General features: G+C 62.1%; 24 protein-coding genes and 1 tRNA gene. 17 read left to right on the forward strand and 8 right to left on the reverse strand.

The window, feature by feature from the left end; translation table 11 throughout:
• Positions 1–39 precede the first annotated feature (39 nt).
• Entirely contained in the window at positions 40–672 is a 633-nt protein-coding gene (locus ACTCHC_RS11120; protein ID WP_463022559.1) for a hypothetical protein, read from the reverse strand.
• A gap of 289 nt (positions 673–961) precedes the next feature.
• On the opposite strand from ACTCHC_RS11120, the gene rpsF reads away from it, so the two are divergent.
• The 4 genes from rpsF to ACTCHC_RS11140 all read left to right on the forward strand — a co-directional run bounded on the left by rpsF (position 962) and on the right by ACTCHC_RS11140 (position 2828).
• On the forward strand, positions 962–1351 hold the full coding sequence (gene rpsF, locus ACTCHC_RS11125; protein WP_463022560.1) for a 30S ribosomal protein S6: 390 nt from the start codon (positions 962–964) through the stop codon (positions 1349–1351).
• Between the two features lie 29 nt (positions 1352–1380).
• Positions 1381–1608 carry a 30S ribosomal protein S18 gene (gene rpsR / locus ACTCHC_RS11130; protein ID WP_463022561.1) on the forward strand — a complete coding sequence of 76 codons (228 nt, stop codon included), beginning with the start codon at positions 1381–1383 and terminating at the stop codon, positions 1606–1608.
• A gap of 12 nt (positions 1609–1620) precedes the next feature.
• Positions 1621–2226 carry a 50S ribosomal protein L9 gene (gene rplI / locus ACTCHC_RS11135; protein ID WP_463022562.1) on the forward strand — a complete coding sequence of 202 codons (606 nt, stop codon included), beginning with the start codon at positions 1621–1623 and terminating at the stop codon, positions 2224–2226.
• 125 nt (positions 2227–2351) lie between these two features.
• The gene (locus ACTCHC_RS11140) at positions 2352–2828 is read left to right on the forward strand and encodes a transglycosylase SLT domain-containing protein (protein ID WP_463022563.1); all 477 of its coding nucleotides are present in this window, start codon (positions 2352–2354) and stop codon (positions 2826–2828) included.
• 52 nt (positions 2829–2880) lie between these two features.
• Here ACTCHC_RS11140 and tig read toward each other — a convergent pair whose 3' ends face one another.
• Together tig and ACTCHC_RS11150 are read right to left on the reverse strand one after the other, a co-directional pair.
• Entirely contained in the window at positions 2881–4212 is a 1332-nt protein-coding gene (tig, locus tag ACTCHC_RS11145; protein WP_463022586.1) for a trigger factor, read from the reverse strand.
• Positions 4213–4236: 24 nt separating this feature from the next.
• A tRNA-Leu gene (locus tag ACTCHC_RS11150) sits at positions 4237–4321 on the reverse strand.
• 173 nt (positions 4322–4494) lie between these two features.
• Here ACTCHC_RS11150 and ACTCHC_RS11155 point away from each other — a divergent pair.
• On the forward strand, positions 4495–4971 hold the full coding sequence (locus ACTCHC_RS11155) for a Hint domain-containing protein (RefSeq protein WP_463022564.1): 477 nt from the start codon (positions 4495–4497) through the stop codon (positions 4969–4971).
• Positions 4972–5002: 31 nt separating this feature from the next.
• Here the strand turns inward: ACTCHC_RS11155 and ACTCHC_RS11160 are convergent, their stop codons facing one another.
• A complete protein-coding gene (locus ACTCHC_RS11160; protein ID WP_463022565.1) occupies positions 5003–6643 on the reverse strand; it encodes an NAD(P)H-hydrate dehydratase in 1641 nt (546 codons plus the stop codon).
• 175 nt (positions 6644–6818) lie between these two features.
• On the opposite strand from ACTCHC_RS11160, the gene ACTCHC_RS11165 reads away from it, so the two are divergent.
• From ACTCHC_RS11165 to ACTCHC_RS11180, 4 genes are all read left to right on the forward strand, one after another.
• Positions 6819–7157, forward strand: coding sequence for a P-II family nitrogen regulator (locus tag ACTCHC_RS11165; RefSeq protein WP_463022566.1), 339 nt, complete (start codon positions 6819–6821; stop codon positions 7155–7157).
• A gap of 60 nt (positions 7158–7217) precedes the next feature.
• The gene (gene glnA / locus ACTCHC_RS11170; protein ID WP_463022567.1) at positions 7218–8624 is read left to right on the forward strand and encodes a type I glutamate--ammonia ligase; all 1407 of its coding nucleotides are present in this window, start codon (positions 7218–7220) and stop codon (positions 8622–8624) included.
• Between the two features lie 182 nt (positions 8625–8806).
• The gene (locus ACTCHC_RS11175; protein ID WP_463022568.1) at positions 8807–10669 is read left to right on the forward strand and encodes a PhoX family protein; all 1863 of its coding nucleotides are present in this window, start codon (positions 8807–8809) and stop codon (positions 10667–10669) included.
• Positions 10670–10874: 205 nt separating this feature from the next.
• Positions 10875–11864, forward strand: coding sequence for a hypothetical protein (locus tag ACTCHC_RS11180; protein WP_463022569.1), 990 nt, complete (start codon positions 10875–10877; stop codon positions 11862–11864).
• Positions 11865–11922: 58 nt separating this feature from the next.
• Here ACTCHC_RS11180 and ACTCHC_RS11185 read toward each other — a convergent pair whose 3' ends face one another.
• The gene (locus ACTCHC_RS11185; RefSeq protein WP_463022570.1) at positions 11923–12777 is read right to left on the reverse strand and encodes an endonuclease/exonuclease/phosphatase family protein; all 855 of its coding nucleotides are present in this window, start codon (positions 12775–12777) and stop codon (positions 11923–11925) included.
• A 140-nt stretch (positions 12778–12917) separates the two neighbouring features.
• Between ACTCHC_RS11185 and ACTCHC_RS11190 the strand changes: the two genes are divergently transcribed.
• Positions 12918–14126 carry a bifunctional alpha/beta hydrolase/OsmC family protein gene (locus ACTCHC_RS11190; RefSeq protein ID WP_463022571.1) on the forward strand — a complete coding sequence of 403 codons (1209 nt, stop codon included), beginning with the start codon at positions 12918–12920 and terminating at the stop codon, positions 14124–14126.
• A gap of 84 nt (positions 14127–14210) precedes the next feature.
• Here ACTCHC_RS11190 and ACTCHC_RS11195 read toward each other — a convergent pair whose 3' ends face one another.
• Both ACTCHC_RS11195 and ACTCHC_RS11200 read right to left on the reverse strand, forming a co-directional pair.
• Positions 14211–14852: a biotin transporter BioY gene (locus ACTCHC_RS11195; RefSeq protein ID WP_463022572.1), complete on the reverse strand. Its 642-nt coding sequence runs from the start codon at positions 14850–14852 to the stop codon at positions 14211–14213.
• A 63-nt stretch (positions 14853–14915) separates the two neighbouring features.
• The gene (locus ACTCHC_RS11200) at positions 14916–15341 is read right to left on the reverse strand and encodes a DUF6314 family protein (RefSeq protein ID WP_463022573.1); all 426 of its coding nucleotides are present in this window, start codon (positions 15339–15341) and stop codon (positions 14916–14918) included.
• Between the two features lie 77 nt (positions 15342–15418).
• Between ACTCHC_RS11200 and purB the strand changes: the two genes are divergently transcribed.
• From purB to ACTCHC_RS11230, 6 genes are all read left to right on the forward strand, one after another.
• Positions 15419–16726: an adenylosuccinate lyase gene (gene purB, locus ACTCHC_RS11205; protein ID WP_463022574.1), complete on the forward strand. Its 1308-nt coding sequence runs from the start codon at positions 15419–15421 to the stop codon at positions 16724–16726.
• Between the two features lie 86 nt (positions 16727–16812).
• Positions 16813–16956, forward strand: coding sequence for a hypothetical protein (locus ACTCHC_RS11210; protein WP_463022575.1), 144 nt, complete (start codon positions 16813–16815; stop codon positions 16954–16956).
• Between the two features lie 97 nt (positions 16957–17053).
• Positions 17054–17587, forward strand: a complete 534-nt coding sequence (locus ACTCHC_RS11215) for a tetratricopeptide repeat protein (protein ID WP_463022576.1) — start codon at positions 17054–17056, stop codon at positions 17585–17587.
• A 72-nt stretch (positions 17588–17659) separates the two neighbouring features.
• Positions 17660–18694, forward strand: coding sequence for a FliG C-terminal domain-containing protein (locus ACTCHC_RS11220; RefSeq protein WP_463022577.1), 1035 nt, complete (start codon positions 17660–17662; stop codon positions 18692–18694).
• Between the two features lie 131 nt (positions 18695–18825).
• Entirely contained in the window at positions 18826–19683 is an 858-nt protein-coding gene (locus tag ACTCHC_RS11225; protein WP_463022587.1) for a DMT family transporter, read from the forward strand.
• Between the two features lie 19 nt (positions 19684–19702).
• A complete protein-coding gene (locus tag ACTCHC_RS11230; protein ID WP_463022578.1) occupies positions 19703–20620 on the forward strand; it encodes a lysophospholipid acyltransferase family protein in 918 nt (305 codons plus the stop codon).
• 12 nt (positions 20621–20632) lie between these two features.
• Here the strand turns inward: ACTCHC_RS11230 and ACTCHC_RS11235 are convergent, their stop codons facing one another.
• Positions 20633–21307, reverse strand: a complete 675-nt coding sequence (locus ACTCHC_RS11235; RefSeq protein ID WP_463022579.1) for a DUF1223 domain-containing protein — start codon at positions 21305–21307, stop codon at positions 20633–20635.
• 253 nt (positions 21308–21560) lie between these two features.
• Here ACTCHC_RS11235 and acnA point away from each other — a divergent pair, with 253 nt between their 5' ends.
• On the forward strand, positions 21561–24314 hold the full coding sequence (gene acnA, locus ACTCHC_RS11240) for an aconitate hydratase AcnA (RefSeq protein WP_463022580.1): 2754 nt from the start codon (positions 21561–21563) through the stop codon (positions 24312–24314).
• The last annotated feature ends 131 nt before the right edge of the window (positions 24315–24445 follow it).

Consider the following 24445-nt stretch of genomic DNA (forward strand, 5'->3'; position numbering starts at 1 on the left):
CGACCGGCCCGGGCTGTCATGTATGATGATATGGTCAGGTCAGGCCGGATGGCCGGCGGGTTGCAGCCGGCGGCCGACGCGCTCCCATCCTTCCATCTGGGTTGGCATCGGTCGCAATTCACGTGACAGGCGTTCATGCAGCACCCGCAATGTTACCTCGCGGCCGCTGGCGATATGCAGGGCGGTATTGTCGCCCGCCAGGCGCACATATAGTTGCGCCGCATCGCCCACGTTCTGGCCACGCTTGATATAGGCGCTGGCGATCTTGTCAAAAGGCATCTGGCGCAGCACCCGGCATTTGCCCTTGCGGTTGCACACCGTCAGGCGCAGGCAGCTTTTGACCACATCGACCTGCACTTCATGGGTCATGCCGCGTTCTGAAATCCACAGGAACAGCAAGGCGGGAATCGCCAGCCCGAAAAAGGCGGCTACGCGGGCCGATGTGCCCGATGTCATTTCCCCCCCGAATCCGGGAAACAGCCAGCTGGCCAGCGCAGTGACAAGCAATGTCAGACCGGACAGGGCAGAGACCTGTTCGATCAGGACGGCACGGTTGGCCAGTTGCGTGTCAGAGCTGATGATATAGCCCCAGGTGGTTTCACAAATACTTACCCATGGGGAATTCCCCGCACTCGTCACGCTGTCAATCTTCGTCGCCGCTTGCGTCTGCATGGCGCGGTCTCCCAAACGTGTATCGTCGATCCACCCCGGCCCAAAGGCGATACTGGCGGCCAATCATGTCCAGATTGGGACTGCGAGCGTCCCTTTTGGGGGCAATGTCGCGGTCTTTATTCGCCCAAAGGTTGCATAACGGCGCAACCATGCAAGCCTTGCCCCGCCCGTGTGATTGTGTATAAGGGCGCGTCCTTCCGCGACTTTGCGAAACCGGTGCAGCCTCTCGTGAGCGGGGCGGAAGGATTGACCCGCTCTATGAAGTGCACCCGAACAGACTGGAGTTCACATGCCGCTGTATGAGCATGTCTTTATTGCGCGTCAGGATCTTTCCAACACGCAGGCCGAAGGCCTTGTCGAACAGTTTTCCACGGTATTGGCTGAAAATGGCGGAAACGTCGTTGAAAGCGAATATTGGGGCGTCAAGACGATGGCCTACAAGATCAACAAGAACCGCAAGGGCCATTACGCCTTTCTGAAAACCGATGCACCGGCCGCCGCCGTTCAGGAAATGGAACGTCTGATGCGCCTGCATGATGATGTGATGCGCGTGCTGACCATCAAGGTCGATGCCCATGAAGATGGTCCGTCGGTCCAGATGCAGAAACGTGACGAACGTGGTGACCGCGGGGATCGCGGCGACCGCCCGGATCGTGGCGAACGCCGCGAACGTCGCTGAAACCCTGGCTCAGGAAAGGATTGTAACTCATGGCTACCAAACCGTTTTTCCGTCGCCGCAAGGTCTGCCCCTTCTCGGGTGATAACGCCCCTGCGATCGACTATAAAGATACACGCACCCTGCAGCGCTATATATCCGAGCGCGGCAAGATCGTGCCGTCCCGCATCACCGCCGTATCGGCCAAGAAGCAGCGCGAGCTGGCCCGCGCCATCAAGCGCGCCCGCTTTCTGGCGCTGCTGCCCTATGCCGTGAAATAAGGAGAGACTGACATGCAAGTTATCCTTCTGGAACGCGTGGCCAAGCTTGGCCAGATGGGCGAAGTGGTTTCCGTCAAGGACGGTTATGCCCGCAACTTCCTGCTGCCCCAGGGCAAGGCCCTGCGCGCAAGCCAGGACAATATCGCCCGCTTCCAAACCGAGAAGTCGCAGCTGGAAGCCCGCAACCTGGAAACCAGGCGCGAAGCCGCGGCGCTGGCCGAAAAACTGGACGGCCAGCAATTCGTCGTGATTCGCTCTGCCTCTGACGGCGGGTCGCTTTACGGTTCGGTCACGCCGCGCGACGTATCCGATGCGGCAACCGCAGGTGGTTTCGCCGTCGATCGCCGCCAGATCGTTCTGACCGGCCCGATCAAGGAACTGGGCCTGCACAAGGTATCGGTCGTGCTGCATCCCGAGGTTGACGTGACAATCACGCTCAACGTCGCGCGTTCGGCTGAAGAAGCAGAACTGCAGGCCGCCGGCAAGTCCATCCAGGAACTGGCCGCCGAGGCCGAAGCCGAAGCCGAATTCGAGATCGCGGAACTGTTCGAGGATATCGGCTCTGCCGCCTCCGATGACGACGACAACCGCGCCGAACCGGCCCGCGACGAAGAATAAGCGGCGCCACAGCCGCGACGTTCAGGGGGCCGCATCCATCGGGTGCGGCCCTTTTCATTGCCCGGCGCCCTTTCATTCTGGCGGCAAAACCGCTAGCCATGTTCCGCCCCAGACCGGAGACAGCGATGCCCCAGCCCCTGACCCGCCGCCATGCCCTTGGCCTGATCGCGCTTGGCGCGGTATCGGCCTGCGCGACCCGCGACGAAATGGATGCCGGGCGGGCGCATCGTGGCCTCTATCCCAACGAAACCCCGCAACTGCGGGCGCGGATCGAATATTGGGCACGCCGGTATGACGTGCCGGTCGATCTGGTGCAGCGGGTGATCCTGCGCGAGAGCAGCCACCGCCCCGGCGCCCGCAACGGCCCCTATTACGGGCTGATGCAGATCCTGCCGCAGACCGCACGCACGATGGGCCATCGCGGCCCGCCCGAGGAATTGCTGCAGGCCGATATCAACCTGCAATATGGCGTGAAATACCTGCGCGGGGCCTGGATCGTGGCGCGGGGCGACCGCGATGCGGCGGTGGGCTGGTATGCGCGCGGCTATTATTACGAAGCCAAGCGCCTGGGCCTTCTGAAAGAAACCGGCCTGCGCAGCTAGGCTGGCAGGCCGGATCGGATATCTGGCCGGGTTATCCCGGCGGTATCGCTGTTCAGTCTTCGTTCAGCGCGTCGATCGCCGTTTGCAGATCGTCCTTGCTGGCATTCTTGTCGGCGATTTCCGCCAGTTCGAACAGGTAATCCACCACCTTGTCTTCAAACAGCGGGGCGCGCAGTTGCTGCTGCATCTGCGGGTTCTGCTGGACGAATTCAAAGAACTGGCGTTCCTGGCCCGGATATTGGCGGGCCTGGTTCATCAGCGCCTGGGTCAGTTCGGCATCGGTCACTTCGATCTCGGCCTTGCGGCCCAGTTCGGCCAGCAGCAGGCCCAGACGCACGCGGCGTTCTGCCAGCTTGGTGTGTTCGTCCGTCACCTCGGTTTCGCCGTGGTTGTGGTCGTGCACCTCGGGATGTTCCTCGTGCCACAGCTGATGGGCGATCTGCTTGGCCTCGGCCTCGACCAGGCTGGGCGGCAGATCAAAGCTGACGCGGGTGTCCAGCGCATCCAGCAGGGCGCGCTTCATGATCTGGCGCGCGGCGCCGGTATATTCGCCTTCCATGCGTTCGGCGACCTGGGCCTTCAGCGCGGCCAGATCGTCGGCCCCGTATTGCTTGGCCAGCTCGTCGTTGATTTCAGCGGCCTGCGGGGCCTTGACGGCCTTGATCTTGCATTCGAACACGGCATCCTTGCCGGCAAGGTTCTCTGCGCCGTAATCGGCCGGAAAGGCAACCTTTACATCCACGGCATCGCCCGCCTTGACGCCGACCAGCTGTTCCTCGAAGCCGGGAATAAAGCTGTTCGATCCCAGGATCAGCGGGTAATCATCGGCCGCGCCGCCGTCGAAGGCTTCGCCGTCGATCTTGCCCAGAAAATCAATCACAACCTGATCGCCGTTTTCGGCGGCCGCCCCGGCATCGCGGTCGGCAAAGGTCTGGGACGATTTGGCCAGGCTTTGCAGGGCTTCGTCGATATCAGAGTCGGCGGCCTTGACCACCAGGCGCTCCAGCACCACGCCCTTCATATCCAGTTCGGGAATTTCGGGCAGCGCTTCATAGGTCATGTCCACGACCACGTCATCGCCTTCCTTCCAGTCCTGATTGGTCATCTTGACCTCGGGCTGCATGGCGGGGCGATCGCCGGTCGCTTCGAAATGCCTGGCCATCGCATCGTCGATGGTTTCCTGCATCGCTTCGCCCAACAGGCGCGGGCCGAACTGCTTTTTCAGCAGCGCCATGGGCACCTTGCCCTTGCGAAAGCCCTTCATTTCGATCTCGGGCTGGGCTTCGACCAGCTTTTCATTCACCTTGGCGTCAAGGTCTGACGCCGCAACGGTGATCTGATAGCCACGCTTCAGACCCTCGTTCAGGGTTTCGCTCACCTGCATTTCATCGTCCTTCTTGTTCATCCTTGGTGCGGGTGGAGGGACTTGAACCCCCACGCCGTGAGGCGCCAGAACCTAAATCTGGTGCGTCTACCAATTTCGCCACACCCGCAAAAACCACCGGGGCAGCCCCAGCTTCGGGACCGCCCCTGAAATTCGCGCCCTTCTAACAAAGCCCGGGGCCGGATGCGAGAGGAAAAAGCATTGCAGAAACCCCTCGCGGTTAACGCATTTTTGCCATATTGTGGGTCAAAACATAATGGCAGGTAACGAGCAGGTTCACCCATGCCACACCCGATGAACCATCAGGCAGGCCCTGATGACGATATTCTTGCAGGCGGCATCGCCGCGGGCAGCATCGTTCTGACCATGGATGGCGCGCTGCCGGTCGAATTTCTGTCACCCGGCGACCGGGTGATAACCCGTGCCGGGGCGCGCGAATTGCATTCGGTATCGGCGCGGATGCTGGCAGGGCACCCTTACCGCATCGCGCCCGGCGCGCTGGGGCATGACCGACCCGACGGGGCGGTTCTGATGGCACCGGGGCAACGGGTTCTGATCCGAGACTGGCGCGCGCGGGCACTGTATGGACAGGATCAGGCACTGGTGCCGATCGAACGACTGGCCGATGGCGCATATGTGGCCCAGGCCCGCGATATCACGGGGCTGCGGATTTTTACGCTGGCATTTGGCGCACCAGCGATTTTTTATGCCGATGGGTTGGAACTGGCCGCGGCAGTGCGGGTGACGGCGACAGTCTGATCGCCAGCCCCGCGCCGCCACCGGCACCGCATCACAGGCCCAGATCGCGGAAGACTTGCGGCAGGATTTCTGGCAGATCCTCGGCGATCAGGCCGGGGCCGAATTTCAGTGCACACTCCACATGCAGCCAGGCGGCGGTTTCAGCGGCCTGCATCGGGTGATATCCGCGTGCCAGCAATCCGGTGATGAACCCGGCCAGCACATCGCCCGATCCGGCCGTGGCCAGCCAGGGCGCGGCGCGGTCATACCGGGCGGAATTCACGGCGCAACGCCCATCGGGGGCGGCGATCACCGTATCGGGCCCCTTGTATAATATAGTGCAGCCCGCCCGCGCGGCCGCCGCGCGTGTTGCATCCACCCTGGACCAGGCCGGGCCGCTGGTTGCGGGTTCGGCCAGCCTTGCGGCGATGTCGGGGAACAGCCGCGCGAATTCCCCGGCATGGGGGGTCAGAACGCAACGGTCATGCACTGCCGCGAACAGATCCGGCGCGCGCGACAGGAGTGTCAGGGCATCGGCGTCAAGGAGCACGCATCGCCCGGATTTGTCCGCCAGCGCCGCCGCAACCAGGGCCGCCTCGCGCGGGCCGGTTCCCAGCCCGGGGCCAAGGCACAGCGCTGTGATCCGATCATCCTGCAACAGGTCTGTCAGCGCATCGGCACCGGCGACGGGGCGCAGCATCACCGCATCCAGCCGGGCGGCGCTTTCGGTCAGCGCGTCCGTCGGGCAGCCCAACGTCACCAGCCCCGCCCCGATGCGCAGCGCCCCGCGCGCGGCCAGACGGGCCGCACCCCCCCGCCCCGGCCCGCCGGACAGGACCAGCGCATGGCCATGGGCATATTTGTGATGCCCCGGGGCCTTGGCCAGCCAAGGGCCGGGGGCCTGAACCAGTGTCAGGTGCGCGGGATCGGCGCCGGATGCCTCCGGCGGGGATATTTGGCGCGAAGAGAAGCCCAGACCGATATCGTGAACCACAAGCCTTCCGCAGACCCCCGGGCCATCGGCCAGGAAATGGCCGGGTTTGGCGGTGTGAAAGGTCACTGTCATATCCGCCGTCAGAACGGCCCCGTCCCAGGCCCCTGTCTGTGGGTCCAGTAAAATGCGACCGCTGTCTGCGCAAAGCCCGCTTGGGATATCAACCGCCACAATGCGGACTGTCAGGTTGAATTCATTCCTGCGCCTCTCGGTTTCGAGATGCGCGATCAGGTTTCCCACATCCTCCATGGGCCTCGACAGACCCACACCGAAGAGGGCATCGATGACAACGACCTGCGTCAGATCGGAGGCATAGAACCCCTCATCCAGGTCAGTCTCGTCCTGGTGCGTGATATTGGGACCGCTTTGCCAGACCCGGCCCATCGCCGCCCAGCGATCATGATTGGCCCGCGCATCGGGGGGCAGCTTGCCCGGATCGCCGTAAAGGCAGACCTCGACCTCGCAGCCCCATTCGCGCAGCAGGCGCGCCACGACGAAGCCGTCGCCGCCATTATTGCCCGGCCCGCACAGCACCACAGCGCGAAAGGGCGCGGCGGCCAGGTCGGGCCATTGCGCGAAAATCGCCTGCACCACGCCCTGCCCGGCGCGTTCCATAAGGGCCAGCCCGGCCACCTGCCCGCTGGAGATGGCGGCATTTTCGAGCGTGCGCATTTGTGCAGATGTCAGCAATTCGATCATAACCTGCCTTTACAATTTGCAGTTTGCCCAAAATAATATCATATCGCACAAAATTCGGGCTGGCGGCCGGGAATCCCCCAAACCATTCCGATGCGGTAAGCATAGCCAATTGTGACTGCTGAGCGAAAGTGATCTGAAACCTTTCAAAACAGCACCAACCAGGGAGTCGACACCCGTGAAAAAGATTGAGGCGATCATAAAGCCCTTCAAACTGGACGAGGTCAAAGAAGCGCTGCAGGATATCGGCGTTCAAGGCCTGTCCGTCATCGAGGTCAAGGGCTTTGGCCGCCAGAAGGGCCATACGGAACTGTATCGCGGCGCGGAATATGTCGTCGACTTTCTGCCCAAGGTGAAAATCGAGGTCGTGTTGCCCGATGATCAGGTCGATGGGGCGATCGAGGCGATCATCGCCGCGGCCAAGACCGACAAGATCGGCGATGGCAAGATCTTTGTATCGCCTGTCGAACAGGCGATCCGCATCCGGACCGGCGAAGCCGGCGACGACGCATTGTAACATCCGCCGGGCCGTCCGGCCTGGCATTTCAAGATCAGCTCAGAGAAGGGAAAAGGTCATATGAGCAAGGACTCGGTTCTTAAGACTATTGCGGACGAGGGTATCGAATATGTCGATATCCGCTTCACCGATCCGCGCGGCAGGCTGCAGCACGTGACCGTGATGGCGGATCTGGTCGACGAGGATTTTCTGGACGACGGGTTCATGTTCGACGGATCATCCATTGCCGGCTGGAAGTCGATCGAAGCCTCGGACATGAAGCTGATGCCCGATGCGGACAGCGCCTATCTTGACCCCTTCTATGCCGAAAAGACGCTGTGCATTCATTGTTCGGTCGTCGAGCCCGATACCGGCGAGGCCTATGCCCGCGATCCGCGCGGCACCGCGATGAAGGCCGAGGCCTATCTGAAATCGTCGGGCATTGGCGATGCATCCTATTGGGGGCCCGAGGCCGAGTTCTTCCTGTTCGACGATGTGCGTTATCAGGTTGCCCCCAACAAGGTTTCCTATCAGATCGATGCGGAAGCGGCGGCCTGGAACACCGATACCGAGTTCGAGACCGGCAATATGGGGCATCGCGCCTATTACAAGGGCGGCTATTTTCCGGTGAACCCGGTCGACGAGGCCCAGGATATCCGCGGCGAAATGCTGTCGACCATGAAACGTATGGGGATCAAGGTCGACAAGCACCACCACGAAGTGGCGACCTGTCAGCACGAGTTGGGCATGATCTTCAGCTCATTGACCGCACAGGCCGACAATGTGCAGAAATACAAATATGTCATCCACAACGTTGCCGCTTCTTACGGCAAGACCGTGACCTTCATGCCCAAGCCCATGAAGGGCGACAACGGGTCGGGCATGCATGTGAACATGTCGATCTGGAAAGACGGCAAGCCGCTGTTTGCCGGTGACAAATATGCCGACCTGTCGCAAGAGGCGCTGTATTACATCGGCGGCATCCTGAAACATGCCAAGGCGCTGAACGCGTTCACCAACCCGTCGACCAACAGCTACAAGCGGCTGATCCCGGGCTTCGAGGCCCCGGTTCTGCGCGCCTATTCGGCCAGCAACCGGTCGGGCTGTGTGCGCATTCCGTGGACGGAGAACCCCAAGGCCAAGCGCGTCGAGGCCCGCTTCCCCGATCCCGCCGCCAACCCCTATCTGGCCTTTGCGGCCCTGCTGATGGCTGGTCTGGACGGGATCAAGAACAAGATCGACCCGGGCGAGGCCATGGACAAGAACCTGTATGACCTGCCGCCCGAGGAACTGGCCGGCGTTCCGACCGTTTGCGGCAGCTTGCGCGAAGCGATGGAAGAGCTGGAAAAGGATCACGACTTCCTGCTGGCGGGCGATGTGTTCACCAAGGACCAGATCGAGGGTTACATGGCCCTGAAATGGGACGAGGTCTATGAATACGAGCACACACCGCACCCGGTTGAATACAAGATGTATTACAGCTGCTGATCGGCGGGTGAGTTCGAGACAGGAAGGGGCGCTTTCGGGCGCCCCTTTTTTTGCCGGATGCGCGGCGCTGGCATGGATCGGCGACAACTGTCATACGCATGACAAGAGGACAGGCTAGACCCTGAAGCCACGGATGCCGGCCCACGGCAGCGTGACAATTTCAGCAGCTAGGGAATCCTCGAATGGACAACAGATCTCTTGCCGACCTTTCCTGGGACGCGTTCGACGAACATCGTCAGCCGCGCCCGGCCGAAAACGATTTTGACAGGGTTGTCGAACGCGCGATTTCGCGGCGCGGCTTTCTGGGCGGCGCGCTGGCCTTTGGATCGGGCGCGGCGGTATTCGGCACCGGCCTGATCGGTGCGACGGCGCGCGCGCAGGCGCAGACCGCCGGCTTCAAGTTCGACCCCATCGGCATCGCCACCGATGCCGATGTCCATGTTCCCGCAGGCTATCGCTGGAAGACGCTGGTGCGCTGGGGCGATCCGCTGTTTTCCCAGGCCAAGGACGCCTATTCGCCCGAAACAGGCGTGCCGGTGGCGATGTCCGACAAGGTGTTCGGCGAAAACACCGACGGGATGGAAACCTTTGAACATGACGGCCATATTCTGCTGGCCATCAATTCGGAATATGTGAACCCCAAGATCAATCTGCCCGCCGTCTCGGACGGGATGCCGCAGAACGCCGATGAGGTGACGCTGCTCAAGAACATGCAGGGCGTCACGGTGCTGGAGATCGCGCCGGGCGAAACCGCCTATGATGTGGTTCTCGACAGCCCCTATAACCGCCGGATCACCCATGACACGCCGATGACGATGGACGGCCCCGCCGCCGGGTCAGCCCTTGTCAAAACCAACGCCGATCCCGACGGCATGAGCCCCCGGGGCACGATGAACAATTGCGGTTCGGGCAAGACGCTGTGGGGCACCTATCTGACCTGCGAGGAAAATTTCAACGGCTATTTCGGCGCAACCGGCGCCTTTGAGGAAACCGAAGGTTTCATCCGCTATGGTATCGGGGGCGAAGGCCGCTATGCCTATGAGAAATTCGACGCCCGTTTCGATCTGTCAAAGGAACCGAACGAACCCAACCGCCATGGCTGGGTGACCGAGATCGACCCGACCGATCCGCAAAGCACGCCGGTCAAACATACCGCGCTTGGCCGGTTCAAGCATGAAAACGCCGAAATGGTTCAGGCCGCCGACGGCCGCGTCGTGGTCTATATGGGCGATGATGAACGCGGCGAGTTCATCTATCGCTTCGTGTCGAACGGCATCTATGCGCCCGGCGGCGCGACGGCGGGGCTTTTGTCCGAAGGCACGCTTTATGTCGCGCGGTTCAATGACGACATGACCGGCGAATGGCTGGCCCTGACCCCCGAAACCACCGGCATGCCGATCGAGGATATCCTGGTCTTCGCGCGTCTGGCCGGCAGCAAGGTGGGCGCCACCACGATGGACCGCCCGGAATGGATCGCCGCCCATCCCGGCAAGCCCGAGGCCTATTGCGCCCTGACCAACAACTCCAAGCGGGGCGATGACAAGATGCCGGTGAACGCGGCCAACCCGCGCCCGACCAATGAATACGGCCAGATCGTGCGCTGGCGTCCCATGGGCGGCGATCACGGCGCGGACCGCTTTGAATGGGATCTCTATGTCATGGCGGGTAACCCCACGGTCTATGACAACGCCTATGGCGGTTCGGACAACATCACCGAGGGCAACATGTTCAATTCGCCCGACGGCATGGCGTTTTCGTCAGACGGGATGCTGTGGATCCAGACCGATGGCGAGGACAGCAACGAGGGTGATTTCGCAGGCCAGGGCAACAACCAGATGCTGGTCGGCAATCCCGAAACCGGCGAAATCGCCCGGTTCCTGACCGCGCCCAAAGGGGCCGAAGTGACCGGCCTGACCTGGACGCCCGATGGCAAGGTCGCCTTTGTCGGCATCCAGCACCCCGGCGGTGCCTGGCCCGACGGCACTGGCAAGCCGCGTTCGGCCGTGATCGCGGTCTGGCGCGAGGACGGCGCGCCGATCGGCTGACGGGAGTGCGATCCGCAGCGAAATCCGGAAACAATGGGGCATCGCAGGGTGCCCCATTTGCATTTGTGGCAACAACCGTCGCTTTGTGGCCAAGATGTGGAGAATAAAATTTAAAATGGCCCTACTGTCTCCCCATTCTGATGGGATGGTCTGCTTGAAAGAACCGATGTGACGCGCAGGCAGAATATCCCACGGAGACAAGAGAATGTCCGATCTTAAAGGCAGTACGAAAGCAACGATCCTGTTCGATGGCCCCGTTGGTCTCGACTTTGTTGAACTGATTAACGAGTTGCAGCGACCGTTTCGCAATATTGCTTTGGAGTTCGATGAAACCGCTGTTGCGCCGGGCAGCCATGCCCTGTTCATCAGCGAACGGATGATCGTGCGGGTCGGCTATGGCCCCAGCGAATTCGCCCCGGACATGTTGCGCAGCGTGAAACGGCCGGGCAAGCAAAAGGTTGGCGGCGCGGTCATCGACGCCCTGGTCGAGCAGGTCAGCCGTTCGGTCATCGTATCGGTCGAGGAAGGCCCCGGCCGCAGCACCCCCGAACGTATCCGCGTGGCGGCCTGCTATCACGTGGTGCGCCATCTGCTGCGCCATTACGAAGCCAGCCTGGTGCATTGGCATCACAGCGACACGCTGTTCACCGCCGATGAATTTGAAAACCCGGTCATCACCGGCGATGGCGGTGCAATCCCCCGACGCCCCGAACGCAATGCGACACGCCCGGTGGCCCGCCCCAAGATGGGGTTCGCCGAACCCGCGCGGCCCTTCGCTGCGGTGCATATGGAAGTTTCGCAGACACATGACCGCCTGGATCAGAACTTTGCCCGTGTCGTCAACAACAGCATCGAAGAGGACCAGCGCGCGCGCGAGGATCATTCCGACCTGGCCCGCGACGAGGCCCGCCTGCGGCGCGCCCGCCAGACGATCTTTGCCGGCGATCTGATCGAAACCAAGGACGAGATCCGCAGCCAGCCCCCCGAGAAGATCGGCCTGATGGAACAGCTGTCGGTCTATGTCATGACCATAACGATCATGGTTCTGTCTTTCCCGGTGGGCTTTGCGCTGTTGGTATATACCGTGTTGCGCGGCGAAAACCTGAAGGTCACGGCGCGCGCCATGGCACTGACGGGTATCGGGGTCGGCGTGACATCGGCGGAATTCGGGCAGGTCCTCTCGCTTCTGGTTTGAACAGCAGATGCAGCCCTGAAGAGGCCCCGGTTCGCCGGGGTCTTTTCCGTTTCCGGGGTTACAGCGCGATACGCGCCAGCAACCCGCGATGATCGGACCCGAATTTGGGGCGCAGCGCCACCCTGCCCCCGCCCGGCGACAGCACATGGTCGATCGGCAATACGGGCAGCCCCTCGATATCAAAACTGGCGCGTGCGGGGCCGGCGCGCCGTGTGCGGGTTGCCTGCGCCACCGCATGCAGGACATGCGTCCATGGCACCATGTTGAAATCGCCCGCGATCACCACCTTGCCCTGCAACCCTTCCAGCAGCGGCAACAGATGTGCCACCTGATCGGCCTGGTTATGCGGAAAGGGCCAGCGCAGGTGGATCGACACCAGCCAGACCGGCCCTTCAGGGGTTTCAAGCTGCATTCCGGCCAGACGCTCGGCACACAAGCCGGTGCCGGGAACCGCCGGAAAGCGGCTGGCCACGGCAACCTCGCCATTGGGCATGCCGGGGCAGAAATGCTGGGTCGGCAGCACCCCGGCCAGTGCGGGCAGAACATGGGCGTTCTTTGGGCTGACCTCTTGCAGGGTCAGGAAATCGGGGGCCTGCGCGATTACATCGGCGACAAAGGCGCGCCGGTCGGCAGGACGGGCGAACATGTTCTTTTGATACAGAACATAGCGGCCTGCCTGAACCGGCGCCGGCCCGCTGACCGCCCAGGCCACCGGCACGACCGACACCATCGCCACGGCCATTCCCACCAGCGCCAGCCGACGCGGCAAGCGCAGGCAACACAGCGCCGCCAGCCCGGCCAGCGGCAGCCGGAACACCGCCAGCATATCGCCTGCGGGATGCACCACCCCCAGAAAGCTGGCGACAAGGGCCAGAAAGACCGCCCCGCAAAAAACCATGAAGAAAAGGCGCAAACCAGAATCCCTTGCCGTGTGCAGCGCCGCGCCGGTCTGAATGCGGCCTTGCCCCCGCGTTATGCCACCGGATTTCGGGTTGCGACAGGGGTTTGGGCCGATCAAACTGCCGCCCAGTGAACCGCAGAGGGGAAATCACCATGCCGATGCAGAAAATCACCTTTCCCGGTCATTCCGGGGCCGATCTGGCGGCGCGGCTGGATCTGCCCGAAGGCCCGCATCTGGCCACGGCGCTGTTTGCGCATTGTTTCACCTGCGGCAAGGATATCCACGCCGCCCGGCGGATCGCGGCGCGGCTGGCGGCGATGGGAATCGCGGTGCTGCGGTTCGATTTCACCGGGTTGGGGCATTCGGGCGGTGAATTCGGCAACACGAATTTCAGCACCAATGTGGCCGATCTGGTCGCGGCGGCCGATTATCTGGCCGGGCGCGGCATGGCGCCCGCGCTGTTGATCGGGCATTCGCTGGGCGGGGCGGCGGTGCTGAAGGCCGCCGCATCCATCGACAGCGCCCGCGCGGTTGTGACACTGGCCGCGCCGTTTTCACCGGCGCATGTTTTGCGCCATCTGGGCATCCCGGCCCCCGGCGGCGATGGCGCGCGCATGGTATCGGTGGGGGGGCGGAAGTTTGAACTGGGTGACGGATTCATCGCCGATATCACCGAAGAATCGCTGGCCCCCGCGATCGCCGATCTGCACCGGGCGCTGTTGGTCATGCATGCGCCGCGCGACGAAATCGTCGGCATCGACAATGCCGCGCGCATCTTCAAGGCCGCCAGGCATCCCAAAAGCTTTGTCACGCTGGATGATGCCGACCATCTTGTATCCGATGCCGCCGACGCCGAATATGCCGCCGAGGTCATCGCCGCCTGGGCCGGGCGCTATGTCCCGATGAAGGCCCCGCCATCCCCACCCGGCGCGCCCGAGGGCGTTATCCGCGTGTCAGAGGCCGATCCGGATGGATTCCTGCAGGATGTTCAGAACGGCCCATGGCATCACGCGCTGGCCGATGAACCCGAAGCCTTTGGCGGCACCAATCGCGGCATGTCGCCTTACGGGTTCCTGGCGGCGGGCCTGGGCGCCTGCACCGCGATGACGATCCGCATGTATGCGCGGCGCAAGGGTTGGCCGCTGGATCATGTCCGGGTTGATGTGACCCATGACAAGCTGCATGCCGAAGATGCCGCCGAAGGGTCCGGCGCCAAGGTCGATCACTTTGAAAGGGTGATCGTTCTGGAGGGCGCGCTGGACGATGCGCAGCGCGCGCGCCTGCTGGAGATTGCGGATAAATGCCCGGTGCACCAGACGCTGGAACGTTCGTCCAGAGTGAAGACCCGTCTGGCGGATTGATCCCGGATTTCTGCGCATATGCGCGGCAGGCATGAAAAAAGGCGCGGCAGATGCCGCGCCTTTCTTGCATATCGGGGCTTTGGCTCAGCCGCGCGCGCGGCCGACCAGTTTCCACAGACCCGGCACGATCAATGCGGCCAGCGCCAGCTTCATCGCATCGCCGATCAGGAACGGGGTCAGGCCCCAAGCCAGCGTCTGCGAGGACAGCGAACCATAGGTGGCGGTGTTCAGCTTGCCGGTGATTTCGATCCAGTGCGACAGCCACACCAAACCCGGCACGTACAATAGAACGTTACCGATCAGCAGCGCCAGCGCCATCAGAACGACAGAACGATCCCAGCCGCGACGGGCCAGCCAGCCCAGCGCCACGACCGCCAATACGTAACCAGCCAAATAGCCGCCGGTCGAACCCATCATGTAGCTGACGCCGTTCAGTTCGGCGGTCGAGCTTTGGAAAACGTCAAAGCCCAGCGCGCCTATCAGCATATAGCCCAGGATAGTGACAAGACCCAGGCGGGCACCATAAGCCGCACCGATGGTCAGAACTGCGAAGGTCCCCATGTTGATCGCAACCGGCGACGGCGGAACCATAACCTTGATCTGGGCGAACACGGTCAGCAGGGCAATGCCGGCAACGACCAGAACCGCCTGCTTGAACCGCAGGGCCGCACCCTCGGCAGGCCAGAATTTTTCGGCAAGAACTTTATCAGTCAGGGCAAGCGCCATTGGTCTGTCTCCGTTTGTGATACTTTGCAACGGTTTTGCCCGAACTGTGACAGGCACGCAAGGTCAACTTGTCGCAGTTGTCGCAGGCAGATAGATGGTTTCCATCAAATAATCCTTTCGCGGCCCGCGCACACGCCAAACAGATTGCCATTGCGGCCAGCCGCCGAAATCATATTGCACATGATAATGATCTTCGCCGCAGGGATGGTCGGCCAGCGGCGTGGCCACCGCCCCGATCACATGAAAGGGACGCCCGTCATCGAAAAAGGTTTCGATCCCCGCCGGCCCGTCGCGCCACAGATAGCGGCGCGTGGTGGCGATCGGCCCCTGCCCCGGCAGATACAGCACCCCTTGTTCGTCATGGCGCAGGCCCGCCGTATCGGGGGCGAATATCACGCGGCCTTCGGCGCGGGCCTGATGGCCGGTCAGGCGATCGTCGATCTGACGCGAAAATTGCCACGTCCCTTCGAAATCTGTCAGCTTTCGCATAACCGCCCCTTTGCCTTGCCGCCCCGCGCGCCGCAGTTTATGAACCGCCCAAGCCCGACAAACAACAAGGTCTGCCCATGATCCCCCGCTATTCCCGCCCCGAAATGGTTGCCATCTGGTCGCCCGAGACCAAGTTCCGCATCTGGTACGAGATCGAGGCCCATGCCTGCGACGCGCTGGCCGATCTGGGCGTGATCCCGCGCGAGAATGCCGACGCGGTGTGGAAAGCCAAAGACGTTGAATTCGACGTCGCCCGCATTGACGCGATCGAGGCCGTGACCAAGCACGATGTCATCGCCTTTCTGACCCATCTGGCCGAACATATCGGTTCGGATCAGGCCCGCTTCGTGCATCAGGGCATGACCAGTTCCGATGTGCTGGATACCTGTTTCAATGTCCAGCTTGTGCGCGCCACCGATATCCTGCTGGCCGATATGGATGCGCTTCTGGCCGCGCTGAAACGGCGCGCCTTTGAACACAAGGATACCGTGCGCATCGGGCGCAGCCACGGCATCCATGCTGAACCGACCACGATGGGGCTGACCTTTGCCCGCTTTTACGCGGAAATGACCCGCAACCGGAACCGGCTGGAAAAGGCCCGGTTCGAGGTCGCCACCGGTGCGATTTCGGGGGCTGTCGGCACCTTTGCCAATATCGACCCGGCGGTCGAGGATCATGTCTGCAAGCAACTGGGCCTGATCCCCGAACCGATCAGCACGCAGGTGATTCCGCGTGATCGCCATGCCGCGTTCTTTGCCGCCCTGGGCGTGGTGGCCAGCAGCATCGAGAATATCGCCATCGAGATACGCCACATGCAGCGCACCGAGGTGCTGGAGGCCGAGGAATTCTTCAGCGCCGGGCAAAAAGGCAGTTCGGCCATGCCGCATAAACGCAACCCGGTGCTGACCGAAAACCTGACCGGCCTGGCGCGGCTGGTGCGCATGGCGGTGATCCCGGCGATGGAAAACGTCGCCCTTTGGCATGAACGCGACATCAGCCATTCCTCGGTCGAACGCGGCATCGGGCCGGATGCGACCATCACGCTCGATTTCGCGCTGAACCGGCTGACGGGGGTGATCGACAAGCTGGTGATCTATCCCGACAACATGCTGGCCAATATGAACAAATTCCGTGGTCTGGTCATGTCGCAGCGCGTGCTGCTGGCCCTGACCCAGGCCGGTGTCAGCCGCGAGGATGCCTATCGGCTGGTGCAGCGCAACGCGATGAAGGTCTGGGAAGAGGGCGCGGATTTCAAGACCGAACTGCTGGCCGACCCCGAGGTGACCGCCGCCCTGACCCAAGCCGAGATCGAGGACAAGTTCGATATCGGCTATCACACCAAGCATGTGGATACGATTTTCGCCCGGGTTTTCGGCGAAAGCTGAAACCGGGCCCCTGCTGTTCATCCTGTCGTTCCGGGAATCGCCGCGCCTGTGCTAGGCTATGCGCGGTAGACCCCCGGAGGTGTGGAATGACACTCAAAACGCTCTGGACGGCGGCGCTGCTGTCGCTGTCGCCGGCCTTCGCCTTTGCAACGGAATGTCAGAAGACATGCCCGACTGGCCAGACATGGGACAGCGCGACGCGAAGCTGCGTCGATCAGGTATCCAGCTGACGCCCGTGATCGCGCGAAAGTGACAGCGATGCGTCACCCGGCGGCATGCCGTTGTGGCATAGTGCGATCAGGCTGACGCTATCGAAGGTCGCAGATCATGTTTCGCTTTGTTTTTCTTGCCGCAATGCTGGTTCCCGGCATCGCGCTTGCCGTGGGCAGCGATACCACCGCCCCGCCAAAACCCACCGCAACCACCCAGACCTGCACGAAGGGCCAGGTCTGGGATGAAAAGACCAAGGCCTGTGTCGATCCCAGGAATGGTCAACTGGATGACGACACCCTTTATGGCGCGGTGCGCGAATTTGCCTATGCCGGACAGTATGACGATGCGCTGCAGGTTCTTGCGGCCATGTCTGATCCGACCGATGACAGGGTGATGACCTATATGGGGTTCATCAACCGCAAGCAGGGGCATCAGGCACAGGCTGACGGCTTTTACAGACAGGCGCTGCAGCGCAACCCGGGCAATATTCTGGCACGCTCTTATATGGGGCAGGGATTCGCCGAACGGGGCGATCTGCGCGCAGCACAAGAACAGCTTGTCGAAATCCAGGCGCGCGGCGGGGCCGGAACCTGGGCCGAGACCGCGCTTGCCCGCGCGATTTCCACAGGCAAGGGATATAGCTATTAGAAACGGCGGCGCTAAGCCGCTGTTAACCCGTCTGGATACATCCTGCCCGCAGCGACGGACAGGAGTATCACAGTGACACAGGCCAGCCTTGCCGCCCCCACGCCCGTGCACACCAGCCAGCGGCGCAAGGCCGCCATCATCGTGCGGTTGCTGCTGGGCAGTGGTGCGCAACTGCCGCTGGAACGCCTGCCGGCCGAATTGCAGGCTGCCCTGACGGCCGAAATGGGCGGCATGCGGTATATCGACGGTGATACGCTGCGGGTTGTCGTGGGTGAATTCCTGACGGAACTGGAACGCGCCGGCATGGTCTTTCCGGGCGGAATCGACGGGGCGCTGTCGTTGCTGGATGGGCATATCAGCGAAGAAACCGCTGAAGACCTGCGCGCCAAACGCGCCGCCAGCCAGCCGGTCGATCCCTGGCCGCGCATTGCCGGGGCCGAAATCGACGATCTGTTGCCGCTGATCGCGGCAGAGACCGCCGAGGTGGCGGCGGTGATCCTGTCAAAACTGCCGAACGCGCGGGCTGCCGAAATTCTGGCGCTGCTGCCGGGCGACCAGGCGCGCCGCATCGCCCTTGCAGTATCGCGCACCGGCCATGTGGCGCCGCGCTTCGTGACGCGGATCGGGCGGGTTCTGGCGGATCAGTTGTCGGACACGCCCGAAACCGCCTTTGCCCAGCCCGCCTTTGAACGGATGGGGGCCATCCTGAACGTGGCCCCAACGGCAACGCGCGATGCCCTGTTATCGGGTCTGCAACAGGGCGATGCCGAATTTGCCGGGCAGGTTGAAAAGACCATCTTCACCTTTGCCCATATCCCCCAACGACTGGAGGCGCGCGACGTTCCGGCGGTGGCGCGGGCGGTGCCGGCCGATGTCATGGTCACTGCCCTGGCCGGGGCGGTCGGGCGGCAGGATGCGGCGGGCGAATTCCTGCTGGCCAACCTGTCGCGCCGCATGGCTGATGCCCTGCGCGAGGAAATCGCCGAACGCGGCGAGGTTGCCGAACGCATCGCCGAAGAGGCCATGGGCCGGGTCGTGGGGGCGATCAACGACCTGGTTCAATCGGGCGCGATCGTTCTGGCGGTCGAGGATGAACAGGCCGCCTGATCACGGCGCGCCCGATCAAGTTGATGTTGCAACTTTCGCTTGCCAGCGCCCCCTGCCCCACCCTATGCGTTGGATATGCGCGACATGCTTTCCCCTTTTGCCAAGTGACCCGGTTTGCCGCCCTCGGCCCTGTGCAGCAGGGCATTCTATTGATGCTGGCGTCGATTCTGTCGTTTTCGTTGATGGATGCCTCGGCCAAGGGGTTGTCGCAGGATCTGAGCACGGTTCAGATCCTGTGGTCGCGCTATCTGGGGCAGACGGTCATCGTTCTGGTGATTCTGCGCCACAGGTTACGCACCAGCCTGCGAACCCGGCATCTGCCGCTTCAGATATTGCGATCTTTCCTGGTTCTGTTCGCAACGGCGTTTTTCTTTACCAGCCTGCGCCATATCGGGCTGGCCGAAGCCACGGCGATCATAAATGTGAACCCTGTCCTGATCACGCTGGGTGCTGCGCTGTTTCTGGGTGAAAGGCTGGGCCTGCGGCGCATCATGGGAATCGTGATCGCGATGATCGGCGCGCTGATCATCATCCGCCCCGGATCGGGGGTGTTTTCTCCCTATGCCCTGCTGCCCCTCGGGGCCGCCGCCTGTTACAGCGGCTATACGATTGCCACGCGTTTTGTCGGGCGCGACGAAGACATGTGGACATCAATCCTGTTCACCGGCCTTGTGGGGTCGGTGGTGCTGACCGTGCTGGTTCCCTTTTTCTGGCAAGGTGCCGATATCACAACCTTTGCCTGGCTGTCGGTGCTGGGGCTGTTGGGAACGATCGGACAGGTGGCGCTGATTGCGGCCCTGATGCGGGCCGAGGCCGGGCAGGTTGCCCCGTTCATCTATACCACGTTGATTTTCTCGACTCTGTGGGGGATCCTGTTCTTTGACGAATTTCCCGACAGATACAGCCTGCTGGGCATGCTTGTGATTGCGGGGGCGGGTCTTTATGTCTGGCATCGGGAAACCCGTGCCGCCGCGCGGGGCAAGACCTAGGTATCAGGCGCGCAGAACAATGGCTTCGACCACGGCACAGCTTGCCACAGACTGGATCACCAACGCCGTGCTGCGGGGGCTGATAGCGCTGGCGCTGGTGTTGCCCTATGGGCTGCGGGTACGGCTGATGGGCTGGATCGTGGCGCGGATCGTGGCCCCGCTGGCGGGATTTGACGATCGGATCAGGGCCAATCTGGCGCATGTGATGCCCGACCTGCCCCGCGACGAGGTGCGCCGCCTGATCCGCGCGGTGCCCGACAATTTCGGCCGTTCCATCATCGAGATCTATTCGGGCCGCCAGTTCATCGACCGGGTGCGAGACCTGCCAATGACCGGCCCCGGTGTGCAGGCCCTGGAACAGGCCCGCCTGCACCGAAGGCCGGCCATTCTGGTGACAGGCCATTTCGGCAATTACGATGCTCCGCGCGCCGCGCTGATCGGGCGCGGCTTTGACATCGGTGCGCTGTATAACCCGATGAAGAACAAGTTCTTCAACGCCCATTACGAAAATGCGATGCGCACCATCGGCCAGCCGATTTTTCCGCGCGGGCGGCGCGGATATGGCCAGATGCTGAAACATCTGAAGGATGGGGGCATGATCGGCTTTCTGGTCGATCAGTTCATGGGCCATGGCGCGCCATTGACGTTTTTCGGTCAACCTGCGCCCACCGCCCTTTCGGCGGCGGAGCTGGCGCTGAAATATGACGCGCTGCTGATCCCGATCTATGGCGTGCGTCAGCCCGACGGGCTGAGCTTTCGCATCGTTGTGGAAAATCCGATCCCTGCCAGCGACCCCGCGACCATGACACAGGCCCTGAACGACAGCCTGGAAGCCATCACGCGCGACCATATGGATCAGTGGTTCTGGATTCACCGCCGCTGGAAACCGGCGCGGCAGGAATACATGGCCCGGATACGCGCCAGCCGGGAAGAGTAACCCCAAACGCGGTTATTTCACCCGTGCCGCCGCCAGAATGGGGCCGGGGCCGGGTTCTTGCATGATTGCCACCATCGGCGCGTCATCAGCAACCGTGAAGGTCTGGGAAAACGGCTGTTGGCCGTCCCACTGGGCCACCGGCACCCAGTCGGTCACGATATTGGAATAGACGATCGTGCGCCCCGCATTTTCACCACGCTGGATATCGACCGTCTGGCGGGGAAGGTAGCGCACCAGTTGCAGGACCGCGCCGCGTGTAAGGGGCGGTTCGGCCCGCGCGGTCACGATCAGCTTGCCCGCCTGGCGCACGATCTGCAGCGTCACGCGATTGCCCTGTTCGCGCTGCGCCTGGATCAGATCGGCCAGTTGCATCGGGCGCACGCCGATGACATGGTCACGCCCGCCAACGATCATTTGCGGCGTATAGATCGAACGGCTGCCCGCGACATGGGCGTACCCCTTTTGGCGCTTGGTAAACTCGGGTTTGGCAAAGCTGTCCTTCCAGCCAATGTAATCCCAGTAATCGACATGCAGCGCCAGCGCGATGACATCTTCGCGCGCTGCCAGTTCATTCATCAAACGGTCTGCAGGCGGGCAAGACGAACACCCCTGCGATGTATACAGTTCCACGACAACCGGCGCGTCATCGGCCCGCGCCGGCCCGCTCAGCGCCAGGCAAAACGCCACTAATGCGCAGATTATGCGACCCATTCCCCTGATGCCTTCTTTTTCGTCATCCCATTCCGTCCTAAGCCAGCAGGGGCATCATTGCCAATCAAGGTTTCGCGATAGCGGCGTGTAAGGGAAATTTTTGTGGCAAATGCCCATATGTGTGCAATGGTATACAGTAATTTCCGCAGACCACTTGAACGCCGCCGCGCAATCGGGCAAGAGCATAGTAAGCCTGAACCTCCATATCCATTCTGAGGGAGCCTGACCCATGCCCATTACCGTCGGAAAAGACACCGCCAAAACCCGCCGCACGCTGACCGCCGGCGGGGCCAGCATCGCCTATTATTCGATCCCGGCCGCGCAGGCCGCCGGCCTTGGCGATTTCACCCGCCTGCCCGCCGCGCTGAAGGTGGTTCTGGAAAACATGCTGCGGTTCGAGGATGGCGGTTTTTCGGTATCGGTGGACGATATCCGCGCCTTCGCGGAATGGGCCGACAAGGGCGGCCAGAACCCGCGCGAGATCGCCTATCGTCCGGCCCGCGTGTTGATGCAGGATTTCACCGGCGTTCCGGCCGTGGTCGATCTGGCCGCGATGCGCGACGGCATTCTGGGCCTGGGTGGCAATGCCCAGCAGATCAACCCGCTGAACCCCGTTGATCTGGTCATTGACCATTCGGTGATGATTGATGAATTCGGTAATCCGCGCGCCTTCCAGATGAACGTGGACCGCGAATATGAACGCAATATCGAACGCTATCAGTTCCTGAAATGGGGTCAGGGCGCGTTCAACAATTTCCGCGTCGTGCCGCCGGGCACCGGTATCTGCCATCAGGTGAACCTGGAATATCTGGCGCAGACCGTCTGGACCGATACCGACCAGAATGGCGAAACCGTCGCCTATCCCGACACGCTGGTGGGCACCGACAGCCACACCACCATGGTGAACGGTCTGGCCGTTCTGGGCTGGGGCGTGGGCGGGATCGAGGCCGAGGCCGCGATGCTGGGCCAGCCCGTATCCATGCTGATCCCCGAGGTTGTCGGCTTCAAGCTGACCGGCGCGATGATTGAGGGCACCACCGCCACCGATCTGGTGCTGAAGGTCGTGCAGATGCTGCGCAAACATGGCGTGGTCGGAAAATTCGTCGAATTTTACGGCGACGGGCTGGACCATCTGCCGCTGGCAGACCGTGCCACCATTGCCAACATGGCCCCCGAATATGGCGCGACCTGCGGTTTCTTCCCGATTGATAATGAAACCCTGCGCTATCTGCACATGACCGGCCGGGACGAGGACCGCATTGCATTGGTCGAGGCCTATGCCAAGGAAAACGGCATGTGGCGCGGCGCGGATTACGACCCGATCTATTCCTCGACGCTGCATCTGGACATGGGCACGATCGTGCCTGCCATTTCCGGCCCGAAACGCCCGCAAGACTATGTGCCGCTGACCCAGTCCGCCGATTCCTTTATCAAGGTCGTGACCGAATATCGCGGCATCGACATTTCCGCCGATGCCAAGGACATGGCCGACGAAGGCCCCGTGGCGACCAAATCGGTCGAGATTCACAAGACCGCCGCCGTGGCGGGTGAGGATTACAAGCTACGCGATGGCTCGGTCGTGATCGCCTCGATCACCTCCTGCACCAACACCTCGAACCCCTATGTCATGATCGGCGCCGGTCTGGTGGCGCGCAAGGCGCGGGCGCTGGGGCTGAACCGCAAACCTTGGGTGAAAACATCGCTTGCGCCGGGGTCTCAGGTCGTCAGCGAATATCTGGAGGCCGCCGGTCTGCAAGAGGATCTGGACGCCATCGGTTTCAACCTGGTCGGTTATGGCTGCACCACCTGCATCGGCAATTCCGGCCCGCTGCAACCCGAAATCTCCAAGGCGATCGCCGATAGTGACCTGATCGCGGTGTCGGTCCTGTCGGGCAACCGCAACTTTGAAGGCCGGATTTCCCCGGACGTGCGCGCCAACTATCTGGCCAGCCCGCCGCTGGTGGTGGCCTATGCGCTGGCCGGCGACATGAATATCGACCTGACCAACGAACCCTTGGGCACGGGCAAGGATGGCAAGCCGGTTTACCTTAAAGATGTGTGGCCGACGAACAAGGAAATCGCCGATCTGGTCGAAAAGACCGTCACCCGCGCGGCCTTCCAGAAGAAATATGCCGATGTGTTCAAGGGCGATGCCAAATGGCAGGCGGTCGAAACCGTGGACAGCGAAACCTATAACTGGCCGCCGGAATCGACCTATATCCAGAACCCGCCCTATTTCCGTGGCATGTCGAAAGACGCGGGCGTGATTTCCGATATCAGTGGCGCGCGCGTTCTGGCGGTGCTGGGCGACATGATCACCACCGATCACATCAGCCCCGCCGGGTCGTTCAAGGCGACCACCCCCGCCGGCAAATACCTGACCGAGCGCGGCGTGCCGGTGTCCGAGTTCAACAGCTATGGCAGCCGTCGCGGCAATCACGAGGTGATGATGCGCGGCACTTTCGCCAATATCCGCATCAAGAACGAGATGCTGGAAGGTGTCGAAGGCGGCTATACCAAGGGCCCCGATGGTGCGCAGACCAGCATCTATGACGCCTCGATGGCCTATCAGGCGGCGGGCACGCCGCTGGTGATCTTTGGCGGCATCGAATACGGTGCCGGATCGTCGCGCGACTGGGCGGCCAAGGGCACGGCGCTCTTGGGCGTCAAGGCGGTGATCGCGGAAAGCTTTGAACGCATCCACCGGTCGAACCTGGTTGGCATGGGCGTGATCCCGTTTGAATTTACCGGCGGCGACAATCGCAAATCGCTGGGTCTGACCGGTGATGAAACCGTGTCGATCAGCGGGTTGGCGGGCGATCTGAAACCGCTGGCCGAGGTGCCCTGCACCATCACCTATGCCGATGGCACGGCAAAGACGATCACGCTGAAATGCCGGATCGATACCGCGCCCGAGATCGAATATGTCGAAAACGGCGGCGTGCTGCATTACGTGCTGCGCGATCTGGCCAGATCCGCCTGAACTGCACACAGCCCAAAGAGTTGTAATTCACCATTATTCATAACGAAAGAAGCAGATTTTACTGCAGCAGCATTTTGATGCATATTTGCTATTAATGGAATGAGCATAATATATTCTGTTGTCGCATCAAC

Source organism: Actibacterium sp. (assembly GCF_055134745.1).

Excerpts from the sequence above, each read along its gene's own strand:
- ACTCHC_RS11120 (WP_463022559.1), bottom strand. The coding sequence starts at position 672 with ATGCAGACGCAAGCGGCGACGAAGATTGACAGCGTGACGAGTGCGGGG.
- rpsF (WP_463022560.1), top strand. The coding sequence starts at position 962 with ATGCCGCTGTATGAGCATGTCTTTATTGCGCGTCAGGATCTTTCCAAC.
- rpsR (WP_463022561.1), top strand. The coding sequence starts at position 1,381 with ATGGCTACCAAACCGTTTTTCCGTCGCCGCAAGGTCTGCCCCTTCTCG.
- rplI (WP_463022562.1), top strand. The coding sequence starts at position 1,621 with ATGCAAGTTATCCTTCTGGAACGCGTGGCCAAGCTTGGCCAGATGGGC.
- ACTCHC_RS11140 (WP_463022563.1), top strand. The coding sequence starts at position 2,352 with ATGCCCCAGCCCCTGACCCGCCGCCATGCCCTTGGCCTGATCGCGCTT.
- tig (WP_463022586.1), bottom strand. The coding sequence starts at position 4,212 with ATGCAGGTGAGCGAAACCCTGAACGAGGGTCTGAAGCGTGGCTATCAG.
- ACTCHC_RS11155 (WP_463022564.1), top strand. The coding sequence starts at position 4,495 with ATGCCACACCCGATGAACCATCAGGCAGGCCCTGATGACGATATTCTT.
- ACTCHC_RS11160 (WP_463022565.1), bottom strand. The coding sequence starts at position 6,643 with ATGATCGAATTGCTGACATCTGCACAAATGCGCACGCTCGAAAATGCC.
- glnA (WP_463022567.1), top strand. The coding sequence starts at position 7,218 with ATGAGCAAGGACTCGGTTCTTAAGACTATTGCGGACGAGGGTATCGAA.
- ACTCHC_RS11175 (WP_463022568.1), top strand. The coding sequence starts at position 8,807 with ATGGACAACAGATCTCTTGCCGACCTTTCCTGGGACGCGTTCGACGAA.
- ACTCHC_RS11180 (WP_463022569.1), top strand. The coding sequence starts at position 10,875 with ATGTCCGATCTTAAAGGCAGTACGAAAGCAACGATCCTGTTCGATGGC.
- ACTCHC_RS11190 (WP_463022571.1), top strand. The coding sequence starts at position 12,918 with ATGCCGATGCAGAAAATCACCTTTCCCGGTCATTCCGGGGCCGATCTG.
- ACTCHC_RS11195 (WP_463022572.1), bottom strand. The coding sequence starts at position 14,852 with ATGGCGCTTGCCCTGACTGATAAAGTTCTTGCCGAAAAATTCTGGCCT.
- ACTCHC_RS11200 (WP_463022573.1), bottom strand. The coding sequence starts at position 15,341 with ATGCGAAAGCTGACAGATTTCGAAGGGACGTGGCAATTTTCGCGTCAG.
- purB (WP_463022574.1), top strand. The coding sequence starts at position 15,419 with ATGATCCCCCGCTATTCCCGCCCCGAAATGGTTGCCATCTGGTCGCCC.
- ACTCHC_RS11210 (WP_463022575.1), top strand. The coding sequence starts at position 16,813 with ATGACACTCAAAACGCTCTGGACGGCGGCGCTGCTGTCGCTGTCGCCG.
- ACTCHC_RS11215 (WP_463022576.1), top strand. The coding sequence starts at position 17,054 with ATGTTTCGCTTTGTTTTTCTTGCCGCAATGCTGGTTCCCGGCATCGCG.
- ACTCHC_RS11230 (WP_463022578.1), top strand. The coding sequence starts at position 19,703 with ATGGCTTCGACCACGGCACAGCTTGCCACAGACTGGATCACCAACGCC.
- acnA (WP_463022580.1), top strand. The coding sequence starts at position 21,561 with ATGCCCATTACCGTCGGAAAAGACACCGCCAAAACCCGCCGCACGCTG.